We start from the raw sequence: 15,210 nt of genomic DNA on the forward strand, positions 1-15,210 counted from the left end.
GGTCATGCAGGAGAAGCGGCCGCAATGCGGCCGCTATAGCTGGAAGCAATGCCAACAGTCTGCACGTGGACCGCCACCGTGTCTTGGATGTTCTTGCCGTAGCCTCCGGCCATCGCGACGGCGACCGCAATGCCGCGCTCGCGCGCATGGTCCAGCACCATCCGGTCGCGTGCCGCCAATCCGTCCATCGTCAGCTTCAGGCGGCCGAGGCGATCGCCTTCATGCGGATCAGCACCGGCGAGATAAATGATCAGCTGCGGCGAAAAGCGGCGAAACATCCCGTCCAGCGCTTCCCGCAATGCCCGCAGGTATTCGGCATCTCCGGTACCGTCATCCAGCGCGACATCGAGGTCGCTGCATTCCTTTTCGAACGGATAGTTGTTTTGCCCATGCAGCGACAGCGTGAATACCGAGTCGTCGCGCGCCAGGATCGACGCAGTGCCGTTGCCTTGATGGACATCGAGGTCGACAATGGCGACGCGTTGCACGCGCCGCTCGGCCTGCATCAAGCGTGCAGCAACCGCCGCATCGTTAAACACGCAAAACCCCTCGCCGCGATCGGCATACGCGTGGTGCGTGCCGCCGGCCAGGTTGGCCGCCACGCCCTGCGAAAGCGCGGCGCGACATGCGGCGATCGTGGCTCCGGTCGAGCGGCGCGACCGCTCCACCATTTGCGGTGACCAGGGAAAACCAATCGCCTTCTGTTGCGCCGGCGACAGGTCGCCGTTCGATACGCGCTGGATATAAGCAGGATGGTGCGCCAGTGCAAGCACACCGTCGGTCGTCAAGGGTGCCTCATTGAATTCGATGCCCGGGATGGACGCAAGTACACCCTCACGCACCAGCCGGTACTTTTGCATCGGAAATCGATGCCCTTCCGGTAGCGGCAGGACGAAATGGTCGCTGTAGAAGGCTTTCAAGGCTGCAGTTTACGTAAAGGGAAAGTGCAAAGGGAAGCCAAGGAGTGTAGCACGCGCCCCGCCGCCGCCCCATTCGACAGAGGCGTGGCTTTTTGGTGCTCCGCAACAAAATTTATTGACTTAATAAAAACAATGCTTAGAATATAGTTTGTTGCGACGCACAAAAGATGTATGCGCACTTGTCGCCTTGCTTCTTGATCAATCCTCGTCCTCCAAAGGAGATGTATATGTTTACGATTCCCGAACAGTTTTCCGCTGCATCCAAGGCCACGCTCGAATCCCAGCTCGCCCTGCTGAACGCGCTCACCAACAAGACCTTTGAAGGCGTCGAGAAAGTCCTCGACCTGCACCTGAGCGCTGCCAAGGAATCGCTGGAAGAATCCAATGCCACGACCAAGCAATTCCTCTCTGCCAAGGATGCGCAAGAGTGGTTGTCGCTGGTTGCCGCCCAAACCCAGCCGAACGCTGAAAAAGCCCTGGCATACAGCCGCAGCCTGGCGTCCATCGCCTCCGGCCTGCAAGCCGAGTTCAGCAAGGTCGCCGAAGCGCAGATCGCAGAAACCAGCCGCAAGGTGCTGGAACTGGTGGAAGAAGTGACCAAGAACGCCCCGGCCGGCACCGAAAACGCCATCGCCATGGTGAAGTCCACTATCGGCAACGTCAACGCCGGCTATGAACAGCTGTCCAAGACCACCAAGCAGGCGGTCGAAGCGCTGGAAGCGAACCTGAACACCGTCACCCAGCTGCAACCGGTTACCAAGGCTGCACGCGCCGCCGGCAAGAAGTAATAGGCAGTTCTGCGCCGCTAAATGGAAAGCGGCGCAGGAGCGCCGGGGCTAGGGAGTGCCATCCATGCCCCGGTATTCCGCCCCGCACTGATCAAGGCCGCGCAGCATCCTTTCGAATGCCGCGACAACCTGCGCCGGATCGCCTTTCACCCCCAGCTCGATGTGGCGCCGTGTCGTCGCGTCGCCGACGCTCGGCAGGCTGAACACTTTCACCAGCGGAAATTCCTCCTCGACTTGCTCCATCAGCGGCGTCAGGGTCGACTCCGCCTTGCCGAACACCAGCACCGCCTTTTCCAGGCGAGCCGCCTTCCTGAAGAGATGCGCGTAATGGGTATCGAGCACCCACTCGATCATCGGCCATGCCATCACGGGAAACCCCGGGACAAAATAGTGCGCGCCCTTGTCGCCATGCCGGATCGCGAAGCCGGGAATCTTGTTGAACGGATTCGGGATGATCTCCGCTCCCTGCGGGAACTCGCCCATCTTGAGCCGATGCGCATTGTCCGGCGCGCCATAGTCCGGAACCCGGCCTTCCTCGCGCGCCACATCCGCAATGCGCTCCTCGATCTTCGCCCTGGCTTCCGGATGCAGCACCAGCGGCACGTCCAGCGCTGCGGCGGCGCACTGGCGCGTATGGTCGTCCGGAGTGGCACCGATGCCCCCGCAGGAAAACACGATGTCGCCGCTGGCGAACGTGCGCTTCAAGACGGCAGTGATGCGCTCCCGGTCGTCGCCCACGTACTCCGCCCACGACAACTGCAGGCCACGCGCCGACAGCAGTTCCACCACCTTGGGGAAGTGCTTGTCCGTCCGTTTTCCGGACAGGATTTCGTCGCCGATGATAATGAGTCCGATAGCCATAAGATCGATCCGATGGACAAAAGGCCATTATGCCCGAGCCGGGCGGATTCCTCCGGGGACCTTCAGTTCTTCGGAACCGGCCGCACCGAAACACGCGCACGATAGGCGGCCAGCGCATCGAGGCAGTAGTGCTGGAACCACAAGCCGCTGAACACAAACACCAGCACGTACAGCCAGATCGCGCCGGCCGCCAGCACCGGAAAAAAAATCACCGACAAGGCGCCGCCCAGCCACAGCAGCGATGGCGCCGCGCCCAGCGCGCCGGTGATGGCGCCGATCGCCAGCAAGGGCCAGCGGTGGATGCGCACAATTTCGCGGTATTCCTGCGCGCTGGCATGGTCGGCCAGCGCGTCGTATGCCATCACCCGATAGGTCAGCCAGCCCCACAGTACGGGATGTACGATGAGAGCCAGCGGCGGAAACAGCGACAGCGGCAACGTGACCAGCCACAGCGCGACGAACACCACAAACGAAGACAGCGCCACCCACACGCTGCCCCAGACGCTGCCGCCCTTGCGCCGCTCCAGTTGCGGATGATGGCGGCTGGCCACATGGCGCGCAATGATCGGCATGACCATCGTGCCGACGAACACTAGCGCGGTCAGGATCATCAGCGGCAGCAATACCCACATCGCGATCAGCGGCACCAGCACCGTCTTGAGCGTGCCCAGGCCGAACCATCCCAGCACCTGGCCGGCAGCGCCGAAGGCGTCGTTCTCAGTGAAATAGGTCTGCAGCCAGTCGATCGCCGGCTGCAGGCCAAGCCACAGCAGCACGCCCCAGACGGCGACCGAAACGACGAACGGCAGCACCGTCAGCAGCAGCATCCGCAAGTGCAACTGCGACAGCAGCGCACGCACGAATGAAACCAGGACCGCGCGCATCAGGACTGTCTCCTTCCAGCCCATTCCACCATGCGCTGCAAGCCGCGCCATTGCTGCGCCCAGAATCCGCGTCCGTAATCGCGCCCTTCTCCCTGCGGAGGTGGCAGCTGGTCGCGCACACCTGCTGCTTCGAATCCATTTCCGAAATGCGCGGTGCGAAACAGGATGTCCCACACCGGGAACAGCACCGCGAAGTTATGGCCGCCCAGCGTACCCTTGCCGTTCGATTCGTGTCCTGCGCCGATCGCATGATGCAGGCGGTGGTAGCGCGGCGACACCAGCAGACGGTCTCCGAACCGACCGAAGTGCATGCGCACGTTGGCATGCTGCAGGCTTTGCTGCATGCGCGAAGCGACCACCAGCAGCACATATTGCGAGGGCTCGACGCCGATGAGCAGCGCGATGAACGCGAGGCAGGCGTCGTGCAGCAGGTCGTCCAGCAGGTGGTTGCGGTTGTCCGACCACAGGTTCAGGTCTTGCTGGCTGTGGTGCAGGCTGTGCAGCCCCCACCACCAGTGGAAACGGTGGCTGGCCCGGTGGTACCAGTAGTCGAAGAAGTCCAGAACGACCAGGTAGACGAAAAAACTCACCAGCGGAATGTCGGTAATGCCCGGCCATGCGCCTTCCAGGTTGAACTGGCTGATGCCGGACAGGTGCAGTTTCGACGCCAGCGCGTCGAACGGCGGACCGAGCACAAAAAACACTGCGACCTGGAAGGCGCCGAGCCTGTGAATACAGGTATAGACGAAATCATTGCGGCGCGCAGCCGGGTCGAGATCCGGCTTGACCGGGATCCACGCTTCCAGCGGGCGCAGTATCGCATACAGTAGCGCGAGCTCGATCAGCCCGACCAGGAACCACTCAGTGCCGGAAAACGCTTCCTCGGCCACATCGCCAAGGCCGAACTTGAACAGCAGCGGCTGCACCGCGACCTGGAACAGCCAGCCCTGGGCATAGCCAAACCAGTTAACCAGGGTGTCGATCATTTGCATGAGGTGAGAACGTTTTCATTGGATCAATGCCGCATCCCGTAGTCCGGATGATCGCGCAGGGTCGCGAAGCAGAATCCCTTGGTCTTCAGCCCGGCGATCAGCGGGTCGAGCACGGCCGGCGCCCATGGGTCCTTGCGCGACCAGATGCCCAGATGAGCGACAAAAATATCGCCATCCTTCAAGCCGTTCAATGCACGCATCAGCAGCACCCGGTTCTGCCATTTTTCGCTCGGCAGCTCATCGCCGGAAAAGCCGGCCGGCGACCAACCGACATGTGCATAGCCGCACGCCTTGCCCGCCGCCTTCAGGCGGGGCGTCAACCGTCCGCCAGGCGCGCGCCAGAACGGATCGAGTCTGGCGCCGGTCAGCTCGGTAAAGCGCTGCGCCACCCGGTTGAGTTCGTCGCAATACTGCCGCGCCGTCCACGCCAGCTTGCGACCGGCATCGGCGCCGAACTGTGGCTTCATCTCCATGCGCCCGTCCGGCAAATCGCGCAGCACGTAGACGTGGTCGAAGGTATGCGTGCCGAAGGCATGGCCCTCCGCCACGCGTGCCTTCCAGTATGGCGCCCAGGAAGGGTCGAGCGAATAATCGCCATTGACCGTTCTTTCGTTGGCCAGGAAAAACGTCGCCTTGACATGATGCTTGTCGAGCGTCCTGGCGATGAATTCGGCCTGCGACTGGCTGCCGGTATCGAAGGTGAGATAGATCGTCCCCTTGCATTGCGCCGCCGCCATCGCCGATGGAACGGACGCCAGCGTCGCCAGGCATGCGCCGAGGGTCCGGAGCCGTTTCATCATGTGTTTGGAGCGCGATTGTAGAAATACACGCCGTGCGGGGAGCGCCCGACCGGAATCATCCTGATTACCTTTTTCGCGGCGACATCGATCACCGCGACCTTCTTCACCCAGCGCAGCGTCGCCCACAGGTACTTGCCGTCGTCCGTCAGTTCCATGCAGTCGGGCCCGCCGGGAACGTCGATGGTGCCGACATTTTCGAGTGTTTTCTGATCGATGATGTTGATCGTGTTGGCTACCCGGTTCGACACGAACACATGCCGCTTGTCGCCCATCGCACGGAAGTTGTGCGTACCCTCGCCCGCCTTGATTTTCTTGACTGTTTTTTGCGCACGCCAGTCAATCACCTCGACGTAATCGCTGCCCATGATGCCGACCAATAAATACTTGTCGTCCGGCGTCATCGTGATCCCGGCCGGCAATTTCCCGACCGGCATAGTCCATTTGACCTGTTGTGTCGCCAGATCGATCGCGCTGACTTGGTCGCTGCCTTGCTGCGTGATGAACACCGTCTTGCTGTCGGCGCTGAACGCCATGTGGCTCGGCAGCTTGGCCAGGGGCAGACGCCTGGCGAGATTCAGGCGCTTGCCGTCGTATTGGTAAATATCGACATGATCGAGCCGCAGCGCGTTGGACACGAACCACTTCTGGTCCGGTGAAAAACCGATCTGATACGGATCGGCGACATCCTGGATGCGTCCCTGCGGCCGGCCCGTTTTTGGGTCGAGCAAAAGAAGCTCGTTGCCCATGGCGCTGGCCACGATCAGTGACTTGTTGTCCGGCGTCGACATCAGGTGATGCGGCTCCTTACCGACCGGAATCGAACCCAGTTCCTGATAGGTCGCCTGGTCGAGCAACGTCACGCTCGCGTCACGCGAGTTGAGCACCACGACGACGTTCGCGTGCGCGGCTGCACCGGCCAGCAAGCAGAATAAGACGGCAAAAAACAAACCAGTACGGCGTAGCATGAATTGCCTTGGATGATAAATGGATGAAACGGCACAGGGGCGCCATTCTACCGATCGATGCGATTGCTCGCCCTGGACGCGCCGACCGGCCGTCCAGGATGAATCTTTCAGACGTTTACCGAACTAAGCGTCGACAGCGCTGCTGTTTTCAGGCGCAAGCCTGTCCTGTGCGAAAAACAGGCTTGGCGGATCATGAATCTATGTCCAAGCCAGCGCTGTCGCCGCATAGCCTTAACGGCAATGGCGGAAAAGCCGTTGACGACGAAAATACCGGCTTTTGCGTGGCGGATGCTTCGACGACGGCAAACGATGGGCGCCGCGCGAAGCGGTCTTGCGGCGCAGCCCTGCCTTTCATGCCAGTTTCGTCGCCTGCTACAATCTCGCCCTTGGCAACCAAATAACGAAGGAAAAACATGTCCACGATCATGACGGCCTCCGGGCTCCAGTACGAAGATATGACGGTCGGCTCCGGCGACGAAGCTCGCGCCGGCGCGCACGTAACCGTGCACTACACCGGCTGGCTGCAAAATCCGGACGGCAGCGCGGGACGCAAATTCGATTCCAGCAAGGACCGCAACGATCCGTTCGACTTTCCGCTCGGCGCCGGCCACGTGATCAAGGGCTGGGACGAAGGCGTGCAAGGCATGAAAGTCGGCGGCGTGCGCAAGCTCATCATCCCGGCCTCGCTGGGCTATGGTGCGCGCGGCGCCGGCGGCGTGATTCCGCCGAACGCGACGTTGATTTTCGAAGTGGAACTATTAGGCGTTTAATTACTCTGAAGAAAGCCTGAAGCCGGCTTTGGATGGGTTGTCGCCTGAACTATACGTTACGGCACGTCTGCCATAGGCAGGGCCGATACGGGCGGCAAACAAATTTTCAGTACCTTCAAAATCCCGGCTGCATGAGCAGCCGAATGCCGGATTCAGCTTTCATGCACATTCAAAAGAGTATTATTGCCGGCGCCTGCCTGGCCGTTCTGATATCCAGCGCCGGTTGCACCGTCGTTTCCGTCGCTTCCAGCGCCGTCTCGGTAGCGGGCACGGCGGTCGGCGTCGGCGTCACTGCCGGCTCCGCCGCTGTCGGTGTAGCCACGACGGTCACCAAAGGCGCCGTCAGCGTGGGCAGCACGGTGATCGAAACTGTCACCAACTAATTCCGATCTCTCGGCGCCCGACCGGCCTTACGCCGCCCATTCGGACATCAGGGTCAGCAGCACCAGCTTTTCGAATTCAGGCTGGAAGCGCCGGATGATGTCATGCGGATCGTGCGCGATCGCATCGTCGACCACCAACCCGAACTGCACGCCGCCGTTATAGCTGAGAATCGATACGCCGACGCCGATGTCACCGGACTGCGGGACCCAGAACATGATCTGGTCGAGTTGGCTTCCCGCTAGATAGAGCGGCGTTTGCGGTCCCGGCACGTTGCTCATCACGGCGGTCGCCTTACGCGCAAAATAATTCTGGATCTCGTTCTGCATCTGCTTCGGCGTCGCGCCCAGCACCCCGAGAATGGCCATCGCCACCAGAGCCTGATAGCCGCCTTTCAGCTCATCCATGCGGCGGCGCACCTCCTCCAGGCGCGCCATCGGGTCGTCGATGCCGATCGGCAGCACTAGCGGCACCAAGCCGAAGGCATTGCCGAGATTCTTTTCCTCGCCCGCCTTGCGCAGGTTGACCGGGACCATCGCGCGCAGATCGGTATTGTGCGGAATCGTGTCGCCCTTGCTTCGCAGATAAGCGCCGATCGCGCCGGCCACGCTGGCCATCAGCACGTCATTGACCGAGCAGCCGAGCGCCTTGCCTATGACCTTGATTTCATCCAGCGGCAACGGCTCGCTCCAGGCTACATGCTTTTTGCCTTGCGGCCGGCCCTTGAGGCGGGTGCGCGAATCGCAGGTCATGGCCGACAGCTTGATCGCGTCGAGCGTCAGCTGGCCGGCGATGCCGCCCATTTTCGCCAGGCGCGCGAGCATCCTGTCGGAATCGGCCAGCATCCACATGTACTTGGTCCAGATACTGGTCGACATGTTGATCGCGCTGATCGTCGCCTTGGTCACTGGTTGCAGGAACGGCAGCCAGGGGTTTTCCATGTCCAGTGGCGGCACCTCGCCGGCCGGCTCGCTGTCCGGCGCATCGGGCGTGCTGTCGAACATCGACAGCAGCACACCGACCAGCGCCATGCCGTCGGCGATGCAGTGATGAATGCGGATCACCATCGCCTGACGCACTTTGCCGTCCTCGCCGACGCAGTTGTCAACCATGTGGATCTGCCACAGCGGCTGCGACGCGTCGAGCGGCGTCGCCGACAGCGCGCCGACCATCTGTTCCAGCGCCGCCTTGTTGCTGCCCCCATCCGATGCCAGCCGGAGATGGACTACGTGATAATCCATGTCGACTTCCTGCTCCTGCCACCATGCGCTGCCCGTCATGTCATATCGCACATGGCTGCGGAAACGGCTGTACGTCAGCAGTCGGGTCGCAAGAATGTGGCGGAAACGCCGCATGTCCATCGGCTTGTCGAACATCAGGACGCTCACGATCATCATGAGATTACCGTCCGAATCCATGCGCAGCCAGGCGGTGTCGACATTGGACATCCTCTCGCGGCGCAGCGCGGGAACTGCTGGGGACAACATTGAATATCTCCTCTAGAGCTTTTCTTCTGCGGCAGATTTGTCTGTGCTATTTTGCCGAAGATGCAATTGTCACAGGACCATTGCGACACTAGCACAGCGATTCAATTTCATCTACAGGAGAGAACAATGAGTTTGCAAGCCCAGTTTGACCAGGCTGTCGTCGATTCCAAGAATCTGCCTGAGCGTCCGGACAACATGACGCTGCTGAAGATCTACGCACTGTTCAAGCAAGCAAGCGCGGGCGACGTGGAAGGCAAGCGCCCGGGCTTCACCGACATGGTGGGACGCGCAAAATACGATGCGTGGGACGCGCTGAAGGGCACGGCGAAGGAGGACGCGATGCAGCAGTATGTCGACCTGATCGCCGGGCTGAAGGGTTGATGGAATTGACCGCGGAACGCCAATCATGACACGCCGGACACCGGCACCGTGATTGGCGCAAGATTCAAGACTTGGTGCCGAAAACCTTCTTCATCTTCGCGCTCACCTTCTCTTCGATGGCGGAGGCAAATGCCTTCAGCAGGAATCCCAGGCTGATTTCCAGGTGCGCTTCCTGCTCGCCGACGGTCAGCCTGCCGGACACACCGCTGCGCTTGAAGTGCAGCACGTCGCCGTCCCACTCCGAAGCCATTTCGTATTCCTTGGCCAACTGATCCGCCACCTTCTGTGCGGCGGCCTTTGCTTTCTTGTGCGGTAACTTGTGTGCCTGGGTGATCCTGATGTCGGCCATGTCCTATTTCCCGGATTGAATTCGAGGGTTAAGGATATTCGGAGGATTTCCCCCGGTCAACGCAGCAATCAGGTTATCGGCCGCACAATTCGCCATGGCGCGCCGGGTCGGTTCGCTGGCGCTGGCGATATGCGGCGTCAGCACCACGTTCGACAAGTCCAGGAAACCCGGGTTGAAGGCCGGTTCGTTCTCGAACACGTCGAGCCCGGCGCCCGCAATCCGGCCAGCCCGCAGCGCGGCAATCAGCGCGGCATCGTCGACGATGCCGCCGCGCGCGATATTGACCAGCGTCGCTGTGCGCTTCATCAGCGCCAGTTCGGCCGCGCCGATGGCATGGTGCGACTCTGGCGAATACGGCAGGGCCAGCAGGACATGGTCGGCGCTGCACAGCAGCTCGTCCCGGCTCACGTACCGTGCGTGGTTGGCGCGCGCTTCCAGTTCCTGCGAAAGACGCGAGCGGTTGTGGTAGATCACCCGCATGTCAAAACCGGTCGAGCGGCGCGCAATGGCCTGCCCGATGCGTCCCATGCCGATGATGCCGAGCGTGCTTCCATGCACGTCGGCGCCGAGCAAGGTATCGAAGCGCCAGCGGTCCCACTTGCCCGCGCGCAGTATATGCTCGGCCTCGGTCACGCGGCGCGCGGTCGCCAGCAGCAGCGCCCAGGCGAAGTCGGCCGTGGTTTCGTTCAACACATCGGGTGTGTTGGTGACGATGACGCCGGCTCGCGTGGCGGCGTCGACATCGATGTTGTTGTAACCGACCGCCATGTTGCAGACGGCCTTGAGGTGCGGATTGGCGGCGATGACCCGCGCCGTGACGCGCTCGGTCGGCGTGGTGAATGCGCCCGCCTTGCCGTGCAATCGCTGCGCCAGCTCTTCCTCGGTGAGGATGCGGTCGTTCTGGTTCGCGTCGACCTCGAAGTGTTGCGCCAGGCGTTCCAGCACATCGGGGAACACGGGCCGGGTCACCAGGATTTCAGGCTTGCTCATCGTCGGTCAACGAAAGAATATGAAAGTCATCAGTATAAACAGCGGAACCAGCACCGCGCATGACCAGGCCATGTAGCCGAAGAACGACGGCATCTTGATGCCCCGCTCTTCCGCGATCGCCTTGACCATCATGTTCGGCGCATTGCCGATATAGCTGTTGGCGCCCATGAACACGGAGCCGCAGGAAATCGCGGCCAGCGTCGCGGCCATCTGCGTCATCAGGTGCGCCGGGTCGCCGCCGGCCGTATTAAAGAACACCAGGTAGGTCGGCGCGTTGTCCAGGAAGGACGACAGCAGGCCCGAGGCCCAGAAGTACATGGCATTGATCGGCTGGCCGCTATCGTCGGTGACGGCGCGAACCACGGCGGCGAAGGCGCCGGACTCGCCCGCGCGCAGCATGGCGATGACCGGGATGATCGTGATGAAGATGCCGGCGAACAGCTTCGCCACTTCCTGGATCGGCCCCCACGAAAAGTCATTGCCCTTGCGCGCCTGTTCCGGAGTGATCGCCAGAGACACGAAGATCGCGCCGATCAAGACCAGGTCGCGCATCACATTCTGCAGTTCGATATGTACGCCGAACAATGACCAGCTCACGCCGGGTTTCCACAATCCGCTCATCAGGACCGCACCGACGATCGCAGCCAGCAATGCGAAGTTGGCCTTGCCCTCGAAGCGGATCGGAGAGTCCGGCGTCGGATCCTGAGCGGCAGGCAATTCATCCTCGCGGTTGCGGTAATAGTGGCGATCGAGCAGATAGAAAATCCCCAGCAGGCAGGCGCACAGGAACAGCGTCTCGGGAAAGATGTTCTTCACCGTCCAGAAAAAATCGACTCCTTTGAGGAAGCCGAGGAACAGCGGCGGATCGCCCAGCGGTGTCAGCGATCCCCCCGCATTGGCGACGATGAAAATGAAGAACACGACGATATGCGCCGCATGCTTGCGGTTGTCGTTGGCGCGGATCAGCGGACGGATCATCAGCATCGAGGCGCCGGTCGTTCCCATCAGGCTGGCCAGCGCCGCGCCGACGGCGAGCAGGCCGGTGTTCAAGGCCGGTGTGCCATGCAGGTTGCCGCGCACGCAAATGCCGCCGGCGACCACGAACAATGACGCAACCAGGATAATGAAGGGGATGTATTCGGCGACAAGCGCATGCAGCGCGCCGCCGACCGCCGGTGCACTGCCAAAGAATACGGCGCACGGCAGCAGGAAGGCCAGCGCCCACGCGGCCGCGATCTTGCCGAAATGCCGGTGCCAGATAATGGGGGTCAGCAGCGGGCAGAGCGCGATCGACAGCAGCAACCCGGCGAACGGAACGCCCCACCAGGCCGACAGCGCAGCGCCGTCAAGCTCGGAGGCATGCCCCAATGCCGGAAGCAGGCCCGATAGCCCGATAAATAGTCTCGCTCGCACTTGCCGTCTCCACCGTTGTTATGGGGGCATTTTAGCGCGGGCAGGCTGCCAATTCTGTAAGTAATGATACTTATCGGCCGGCAATCCGCGCCCGGCCTATTCGCCACGGACCACGACTACGTGCACGCGGTAAGGGCCGTGCGCGCCCAGCACGATGGTCTGTTCGATATCGCCGGTGCGCGACGGCCCCGAAATGAAATTGACCGCGCGCGGCAGAGCGCCGTGCTCGGCGCGCGCCAAGGCAAACGCGTCTTCCATGGAAGCGACGATGCGCGACACGGGCACGACGGCAATGTGGGTTTCCGGCAGCAGGCTGGCCGACGAATAGGTATCTGCTCCGGACAGCAGCATCAGCGTGCCGGTTTCGGCAATGGCGCAGAATACGCCGGTGATGCCCGTCAGGTCCTCGTTGCGCGGCGGCCGGAATTCGACGTCCACGCCAGCCTCCCGCCAGGCCATGCCTTCCAGCGTTTTCCATGCGATTGCCTTCCTGGCCACGCCGATGGCGTCCAGGTAGCGCGCCACCGCGGTCGGCACCTCGCCCGGCACGGCCACTTCCTCGACCGTGTCCGACATGCGCAACGCCTGCTCGGTAAAACGCAGCATCAGGTCGCTGCCGAAGGCGGGACGCGGCCCGGCGGAATGCTGCGCCATGTAGGCTGCGGCCGCGTCGCGCTCTGCCGGCGCCGGCTGCGCGGGGCGGCCTTGCGCCTTGCGGATGCGGCCGAGAATGGCTTGACGAGCGGCGGATGTATCCATGGCGTCCCCCTTTGATGAGCCGGATAAAAGAGTCTACCCGAAGCGCCGTGGCGCCATGCGGGATTTCGGCTGGACGACGTCAGGTGTACGCGGCAAGTCCTTCCTCATCGCCCGGCGCCCGCCGAATAAATTGACGTTATTGCAACGCATTGCCCGGCACAGTGCCGCCCTTGCGCCGGACAGAAAACCGGCGCATTTGCTTATTCACATTCTGTCTAACTCCGGTTTGTTAGAAACAACCAATTGCCCTAAAATACAAGGCTTTGCAGCAGGTTATTTGTTTAGGCTGCTTTTTGGTCGCCGCGAGTCACTCCTGCTTCAAATCCGCTCAGTATCGAAAAATTTACAGAAAGACTGTTATGACCCACGTTGTGACCGAATCCTGCATCCGCTGCAAATACACCGATTGCGTGGATGTATGCCCGGTAGACTGCTTTCGGGAGGGCCCGAATTTCCTCACGATCGATCCAGATGAATGCATCGATTGCGCCGTGTGCGTCGCCGAATGCCCGGTAAACGCCATCTACGCGGAAGAGGATGTGCCGGCCGACCAGCAGAAGTTCATCAAGCTGAACGCCGACCTGGCGCGCAACTGGCCGTCGATTACCAAGACCAAGGATCCGCTGCCGGAAGCCGACGAATGGAAAGACACCAAGGACAAGCTGCAATACCTCGCCAAGTAATGCCTTGAGCCGTACCCGCTGCGCGGCAGCCGTTGCGCAGCGTTGCAATCCGCCACAATAAGAACAAGAAGGAATACTTCCAGCCATAAATGGCCGTTCGTCGAAGGGGAGGAGCGGCGGCGCTTTGTGGCATCTCGAATCGCAAGGAACGTGATAGATGGATACCAGCACCGGCACCAACGCGCCCGCCCAAGGCAAAGCCCCTATCGAAACCGATGCGGTGATCGTCGGCGCCGGCCCGGTCGGCCTGTTCCAGGTCTTCGAACTGGGCCTGCTGGAAATCAAGGCGCACGTGATCGATTCGCTGCCCGCAGTTGGCGGCCAGTGCGTCGAACTGTATCCGGACAAGCCGATCTACGATATCCCCGCCGTGCCGATGTGCACCGGCCAGGAACTGACCGATAACCTGCTCAAGCAGATCGAACCGTTCGGCCCGACCTTCCATCTCGGGCAGGAAGTGACCGTGGTGCAGAAGCGCGAAGACGGCCGCTTCGACCTGGAGACTTCCACCGGCACCCGCTTCATCACCAAGACCATTTTCATCGCCGCCGGCGTCGGCTCGTTCCAGCCGCGCACACTGAAGGTCGACGGCATCGAGGCCTACGAAGACAAGCAGGTGTTCTACCGCGTCAAGGACCCGTCCAAATTCGAAGGCAAGAACCTGGTGATCTGCGGCGGCGGCGACTCCGCGCTGGACTGGGTGCTCAATTTCGTGGGCAAGGCGGAATCGGTGGTGCTGCTGCACCGGCGCGAGGAATTCCGCGCCGCGCCGGCCTCGGTCGCGAAGATGAAGGAATTGTGCGAGAACCTGGAGATGCAATTCCTGGTCGGCCAGGTGACCGGGTTCGAAGCGAACGGCGACACCATGACCGAAATTAAGGTCACCGGCGCCGACGGCGTGACGCGCCGCCTGCCGCTCGACTACCTGCTGGTGTTCTTCGGCCTGTCGCCCAAACTCGGCCCGATCGCCGAATGGGGCCTGGAAATCGAACGCCGGCAGCTGAAGGTCGATACCGAGAAGTTCGAAACCAATGTGCCGGGCATTTTCGCCGTCGGCGACATCAACACCTATCCGGGCAAGAAGAAGCTGATCCTGTCGGGCTTCCACGAAGCAGCGCTGGCGGCATTCGGCGCCGCGCCCTACATCTTCCCGGAAAAGAAGATCCACATGCAGTACACCACGACCTCGCCCAAGCTGCACAAGATTCTTGGCGTCGAAACGCCGGTGTTCGACTAAACAACGCGCCTTTCCGGCAAAACGCCCCGCACTGGTGACGGTTCGGGGCGTTTTCTTTTCCGCGCGCTTAGTTCGGCATGAACTTGGCTATCACGTCGGGCGTGATGACGCCGGAATACGCCGTGCTCTCGCCTTTCGCATTGAACCAGTAGCTGCGCGGCTTTTCGCCGTGCCACTTGCTGTCGATCGCATAGCGCAGCTGCTCCGGCGGCGCTTCGCCGAATGCCCATGCATTGCCGGTCATCTTGAGCGACGCCAGCCGTGCGTTCATCGACGCGACCGCTTGCCCGTCGTCGAGTGCATCGGTCGACAAGGTCACCACGCGCAGGTTCTTGCGCTTGCGCTTTTCCTGCGCGAGCGTCTTCAAGCTGGCCTGGCAATATTCGCAATCGAGCGACCAGACGACGAGCACGAACGGCTGCCTTTTTTGGCTGGCGACGATACGAGCCATGCCGTCCGGCTCGAACGGCTGGATCGCCGGCGCCGCATGAACAACCGGCGCAGCCAACAGCGCGGCGCAGATCGCTGCGCCTATCAGTTTCCTCAACAT

19 protein-coding genes are annotated in these 15,210 nt (G+C 61.6%); 6 read left to right on the plus strand and 13 right to left on the minus strand.

Features of this window, described 5'->3' with window-relative positions; translation table 11 throughout:
* Positions 1 to 2: 2 nt before the first annotated feature.
* On the minus strand, positions 3 to 920 hold the full coding sequence (locus tag FAY22_RS11600; RefSeq protein ID WP_146330349.1) for a histone deacetylase: 918 nt from the start codon (positions 918 to 920) through the stop codon (positions 3 to 5).
* A 227-nt stretch (positions 921 to 1,147) separates the two neighbouring features.
* Here FAY22_RS11600 and phaP point away from each other — a divergent pair, with 227 nt between their 5' ends.
* Complete coding sequence (phaP, locus tag FAY22_RS11605) at positions 1,148 to 1,708, plus strand: TIGR01841 family phasin (protein ID WP_146330350.1); 561 nt, start codon at positions 1,148 to 1,150, stop codon at positions 1,706 to 1,708.
* A gap of 48 nt (positions 1,709 to 1,756) precedes the next feature.
* Here phaP and FAY22_RS11610 read toward each other — a convergent pair whose 3' ends face one another.
* From FAY22_RS11610 to FAY22_RS11635, 6 genes are all read right to left on the minus strand, one after another.
* Complete coding sequence (locus FAY22_RS11610; RefSeq protein ID WP_146330351.1) at positions 1,757 to 2,569, minus strand: molybdopterin-binding protein; 813 nt, start codon at positions 2,567 to 2,569, stop codon at positions 1,757 to 1,759.
* Positions 2,570 to 2,631: 62 nt separating this feature from the next.
* Positions 2,632 to 3,453, minus strand: a complete 822-nt coding sequence (locus tag FAY22_RS11615) for an EI24 domain-containing protein (RefSeq protein ID WP_146330352.1) — start codon at positions 3,451 to 3,453, stop codon at positions 2,632 to 2,634.
* Positions 3,453 to 4,439 (minus strand): sterol desaturase family protein, encoded by a 987-nt coding sequence (locus FAY22_RS11620; RefSeq protein ID WP_146333420.1) that lies wholly within the window; start codon positions 4,437 to 4,439, stop codon positions 3,453 to 3,455. The genes FAY22_RS11615 and FAY22_RS11620 overlap by 1 nt, the downstream gene beginning before the upstream one ends.
* Before the next feature lie 29 nt (positions 4,440 to 4,468).
* Entirely contained in the window at positions 4,469 to 5,245 is a 777-nt protein-coding gene (locus FAY22_RS11625) for a polysaccharide deacetylase family protein (RefSeq protein WP_146330353.1), read from the minus strand.
* Complete coding sequence (locus tag FAY22_RS11630) at positions 5,242 to 6,210, minus strand: cytochrome D1 domain-containing protein (RefSeq protein ID WP_146330354.1); 969 nt, start codon at positions 6,208 to 6,210, stop codon at positions 5,242 to 5,244. Before FAY22_RS11630 ends, FAY22_RS11625 begins: the two co-directional genes overlap by 4 nt.
* Positions 6,211 to 6,400: 190 nt before the next feature.
* Positions 6,401 to 6,637: a hypothetical protein gene (locus tag FAY22_RS11635; protein ID WP_146330355.1), complete on the minus strand. Its 237-nt coding sequence runs from the start codon at positions 6,635 to 6,637 to the stop codon at positions 6,401 to 6,403.
* On the opposite strand from FAY22_RS11635, the gene FAY22_RS11640 reads away from it, so the two are divergent.
* Together FAY22_RS11640 and FAY22_RS11645 are read left to right on the plus strand one after the other, a co-directional pair.
* Entirely contained in the window at positions 6,624 to 6,980 is a 357-nt protein-coding gene (locus tag FAY22_RS11640; protein WP_146330356.1) for an FKBP-type peptidyl-prolyl cis-trans isomerase, read from the plus strand. The two genes, FAY22_RS11635 and FAY22_RS11640, sit on opposite strands and share 14 nt — an antisense overlap.
* A gap of 161 nt (positions 6,981 to 7,141) precedes the next feature.
* Positions 7,142 to 7,363, plus strand: a complete 222-nt coding sequence (locus FAY22_RS11645; RefSeq protein WP_146330357.1) for a hypothetical protein — start codon at positions 7,142 to 7,144, stop codon at positions 7,361 to 7,363.
* Positions 7,364 to 7,390: 27 nt separating this feature from the next.
* On the opposite strand, the gene FAY22_RS11650 is transcribed toward FAY22_RS11645, so the two are convergent.
* Positions 7,391 to 8,848, minus strand: a complete 1,458-nt coding sequence (locus FAY22_RS11650) for a wax ester/triacylglycerol synthase family O-acyltransferase (protein WP_246860489.1) — start codon at positions 8,846 to 8,848, stop codon at positions 7,391 to 7,393.
* A gap of 126 nt (positions 8,849 to 8,974) precedes the next feature.
* Here FAY22_RS11650 and FAY22_RS11655 point away from each other — a divergent pair, with 126 nt between their 5' ends.
* Positions 8,975 to 9,229: an acyl-CoA-binding protein gene (locus FAY22_RS11655; protein ID WP_146330358.1), complete on the plus strand. Its 255-nt coding sequence runs from the start codon at positions 8,975 to 8,977 to the stop codon at positions 9,227 to 9,229.
* Between the two features lie 64 nt (positions 9,230 to 9,293).
* Here the strand turns inward: FAY22_RS11655 and FAY22_RS11660 are convergent, their stop codons facing one another.
* The 4 genes from FAY22_RS11660 to FAY22_RS11675 all read right to left on the minus strand — a co-directional run bounded on the left by FAY22_RS11660 (position 9,294) and on the right by FAY22_RS11675 (position 12,740).
* Entirely contained in the window at positions 9,294 to 9,578 is a 285-nt protein-coding gene (locus FAY22_RS11660) for a polyhydroxyalkanoic acid system family protein (protein ID WP_146330359.1), read from the minus strand.
* 3 nt (positions 9,579 to 9,581) lie between these two features.
* Complete coding sequence (locus tag FAY22_RS11665) at positions 9,582 to 10,568, minus strand: D-glycerate dehydrogenase (protein ID WP_146330360.1); 987 nt, start codon at positions 10,566 to 10,568, stop codon at positions 9,582 to 9,584.
* Between the two features lie 6 nt (positions 10,569 to 10,574).
* Entirely contained in the window at positions 10,575 to 11,981 is a 1,407-nt protein-coding gene (locus FAY22_RS11670; RefSeq protein WP_146330361.1) for a sodium:proton antiporter, read from the minus strand.
* 96 nt (positions 11,982 to 12,077) lie between these two features.
* Entirely contained in the window at positions 12,078 to 12,740 is a 663-nt protein-coding gene (locus tag FAY22_RS11675) for a lactate utilization protein C (protein WP_146330362.1), read from the minus strand.
* A 359-nt stretch (positions 12,741 to 13,099) separates the two neighbouring features.
* On the opposite strand from FAY22_RS11675, the gene fdxA reads away from it, so the two are divergent.
* Complete coding sequence (gene fdxA, locus FAY22_RS11680; RefSeq protein WP_146330363.1) at positions 13,100 to 13,423, plus strand: ferredoxin FdxA; 324 nt, start codon at positions 13,100 to 13,102, stop codon at positions 13,421 to 13,423.
* A gap of 157 nt (positions 13,424 to 13,580) precedes the next feature.
* Complete coding sequence (locus tag FAY22_RS11685; RefSeq protein ID WP_146330364.1) at positions 13,581 to 14,660, plus strand: NAD(P)/FAD-dependent oxidoreductase; 1,080 nt, start codon at positions 13,581 to 13,583, stop codon at positions 14,658 to 14,660.
* A 67-nt stretch (positions 14,661 to 14,727) separates the two neighbouring features.
* On the opposite strand, the gene FAY22_RS11690 is transcribed toward FAY22_RS11685, so the two are convergent.
* Positions 14,728 to 15,210, minus strand: a complete 483-nt coding sequence (locus FAY22_RS11690) for a redoxin domain-containing protein (RefSeq protein ID WP_146330365.1) — start codon at positions 15,208 to 15,210, stop codon at positions 14,728 to 14,730.

Origin of the sequence: Noviherbaspirillum sp. UKPF54 (assembly GCF_007874125.1) — a bacterium.
Lineage (GTDB): Bacteria > Pseudomonadota > Gammaproteobacteria > Burkholderiales > Burkholderiaceae_D > Noviherbaspirillum.

Coding starts and splice junctions, on each gene's coding strand:
- phaP (WP_146330350.1), top strand. CDS start 1,148: ATGTTTACGATTCCCGAACAGTTTTCCGCTGCATCCAAGGCCACGCTC.
- FAY22_RS11610 (WP_146330351.1), bottom strand. CDS start 2,569: ATGGCTATCGGACTCATTATCATCGGCGACGAAATCCTGTCCGGAAAA.
- FAY22_RS11615 (WP_146330352.1), bottom strand. CDS start 3,453: ATGCGCGCGGTCCTGGTTTCATTCGTGCGTGCGCTGCTGTCGCAGTTG.
- FAY22_RS11620 (WP_146333420.1), bottom strand. CDS start 4,439: ATGATCGACACCCTGGTTAACTGGTTTGGCTATGCCCAGGGCTGGCTG.
- FAY22_RS11625 (WP_146330353.1), bottom strand. CDS start 5,245: ATGATGAAACGGCTCCGGACCCTCGGCGCATGCCTGGCGACGCTGGCG.
- FAY22_RS11630 (WP_146330354.1), bottom strand. CDS start 6,210: ATGCTACGCCGTACTGGTTTGTTTTTTGCCGTCTTATTCTGCTTGCTG.
- FAY22_RS11640 (WP_146330356.1), top strand. CDS start 6,624: ATGTCCACGATCATGACGGCCTCCGGGCTCCAGTACGAAGATATGACG.
- FAY22_RS11635 (WP_146330355.1), bottom strand. CDS start 6,637: ATGATCGTGGACATGTTTTTCCTTCGTTATTTGGTTGCCAAGGGCGAG.
- FAY22_RS11645 (WP_146330357.1), top strand. CDS start 7,142: ATGCACATTCAAAAGAGTATTATTGCCGGCGCCTGCCTGGCCGTTCTG.
- FAY22_RS11650 (WP_246860489.1), bottom strand. CDS start 8,848: ATGTTGTCCCCAGCAGTTCCCGCGCTGCGCCGCGAGAGGATGTCCAAT.
- FAY22_RS11655 (WP_146330358.1), top strand. CDS start 8,975: ATGAGTTTGCAAGCCCAGTTTGACCAGGCTGTCGTCGATTCCAAGAAT.
- FAY22_RS11660 (WP_146330359.1), bottom strand. CDS start 9,578: ATGGCCGACATCAGGATCACCCAGGCACACAAGTTACCGCACAAGAAA.
- FAY22_RS11665 (WP_146330360.1), bottom strand. CDS start 10,568: ATGAGCAAGCCTGAAATCCTGGTGACCCGGCCCGTGTTCCCCGATGTG.
- FAY22_RS11675 (WP_146330362.1), bottom strand. CDS start 12,740: ATGGATACATCCGCCGCTCGTCAAGCCATTCTCGGCCGCATCCGCAAG.
- fdxA (WP_146330363.1), top strand. CDS start 13,100: ATGACCCACGTTGTGACCGAATCCTGCATCCGCTGCAAATACACCGAT.
- FAY22_RS11685 (WP_146330364.1), top strand. CDS start 13,581: ATGGATACCAGCACCGGCACCAACGCGCCCGCCCAAGGCAAAGCCCCT.
- FAY22_RS11690 (WP_146330365.1), bottom strand. CDS start 15,210: ATGTTGAGGAAACTGATAGGCGCAGCGATCTGCGCCGCGCTGTTGGCT.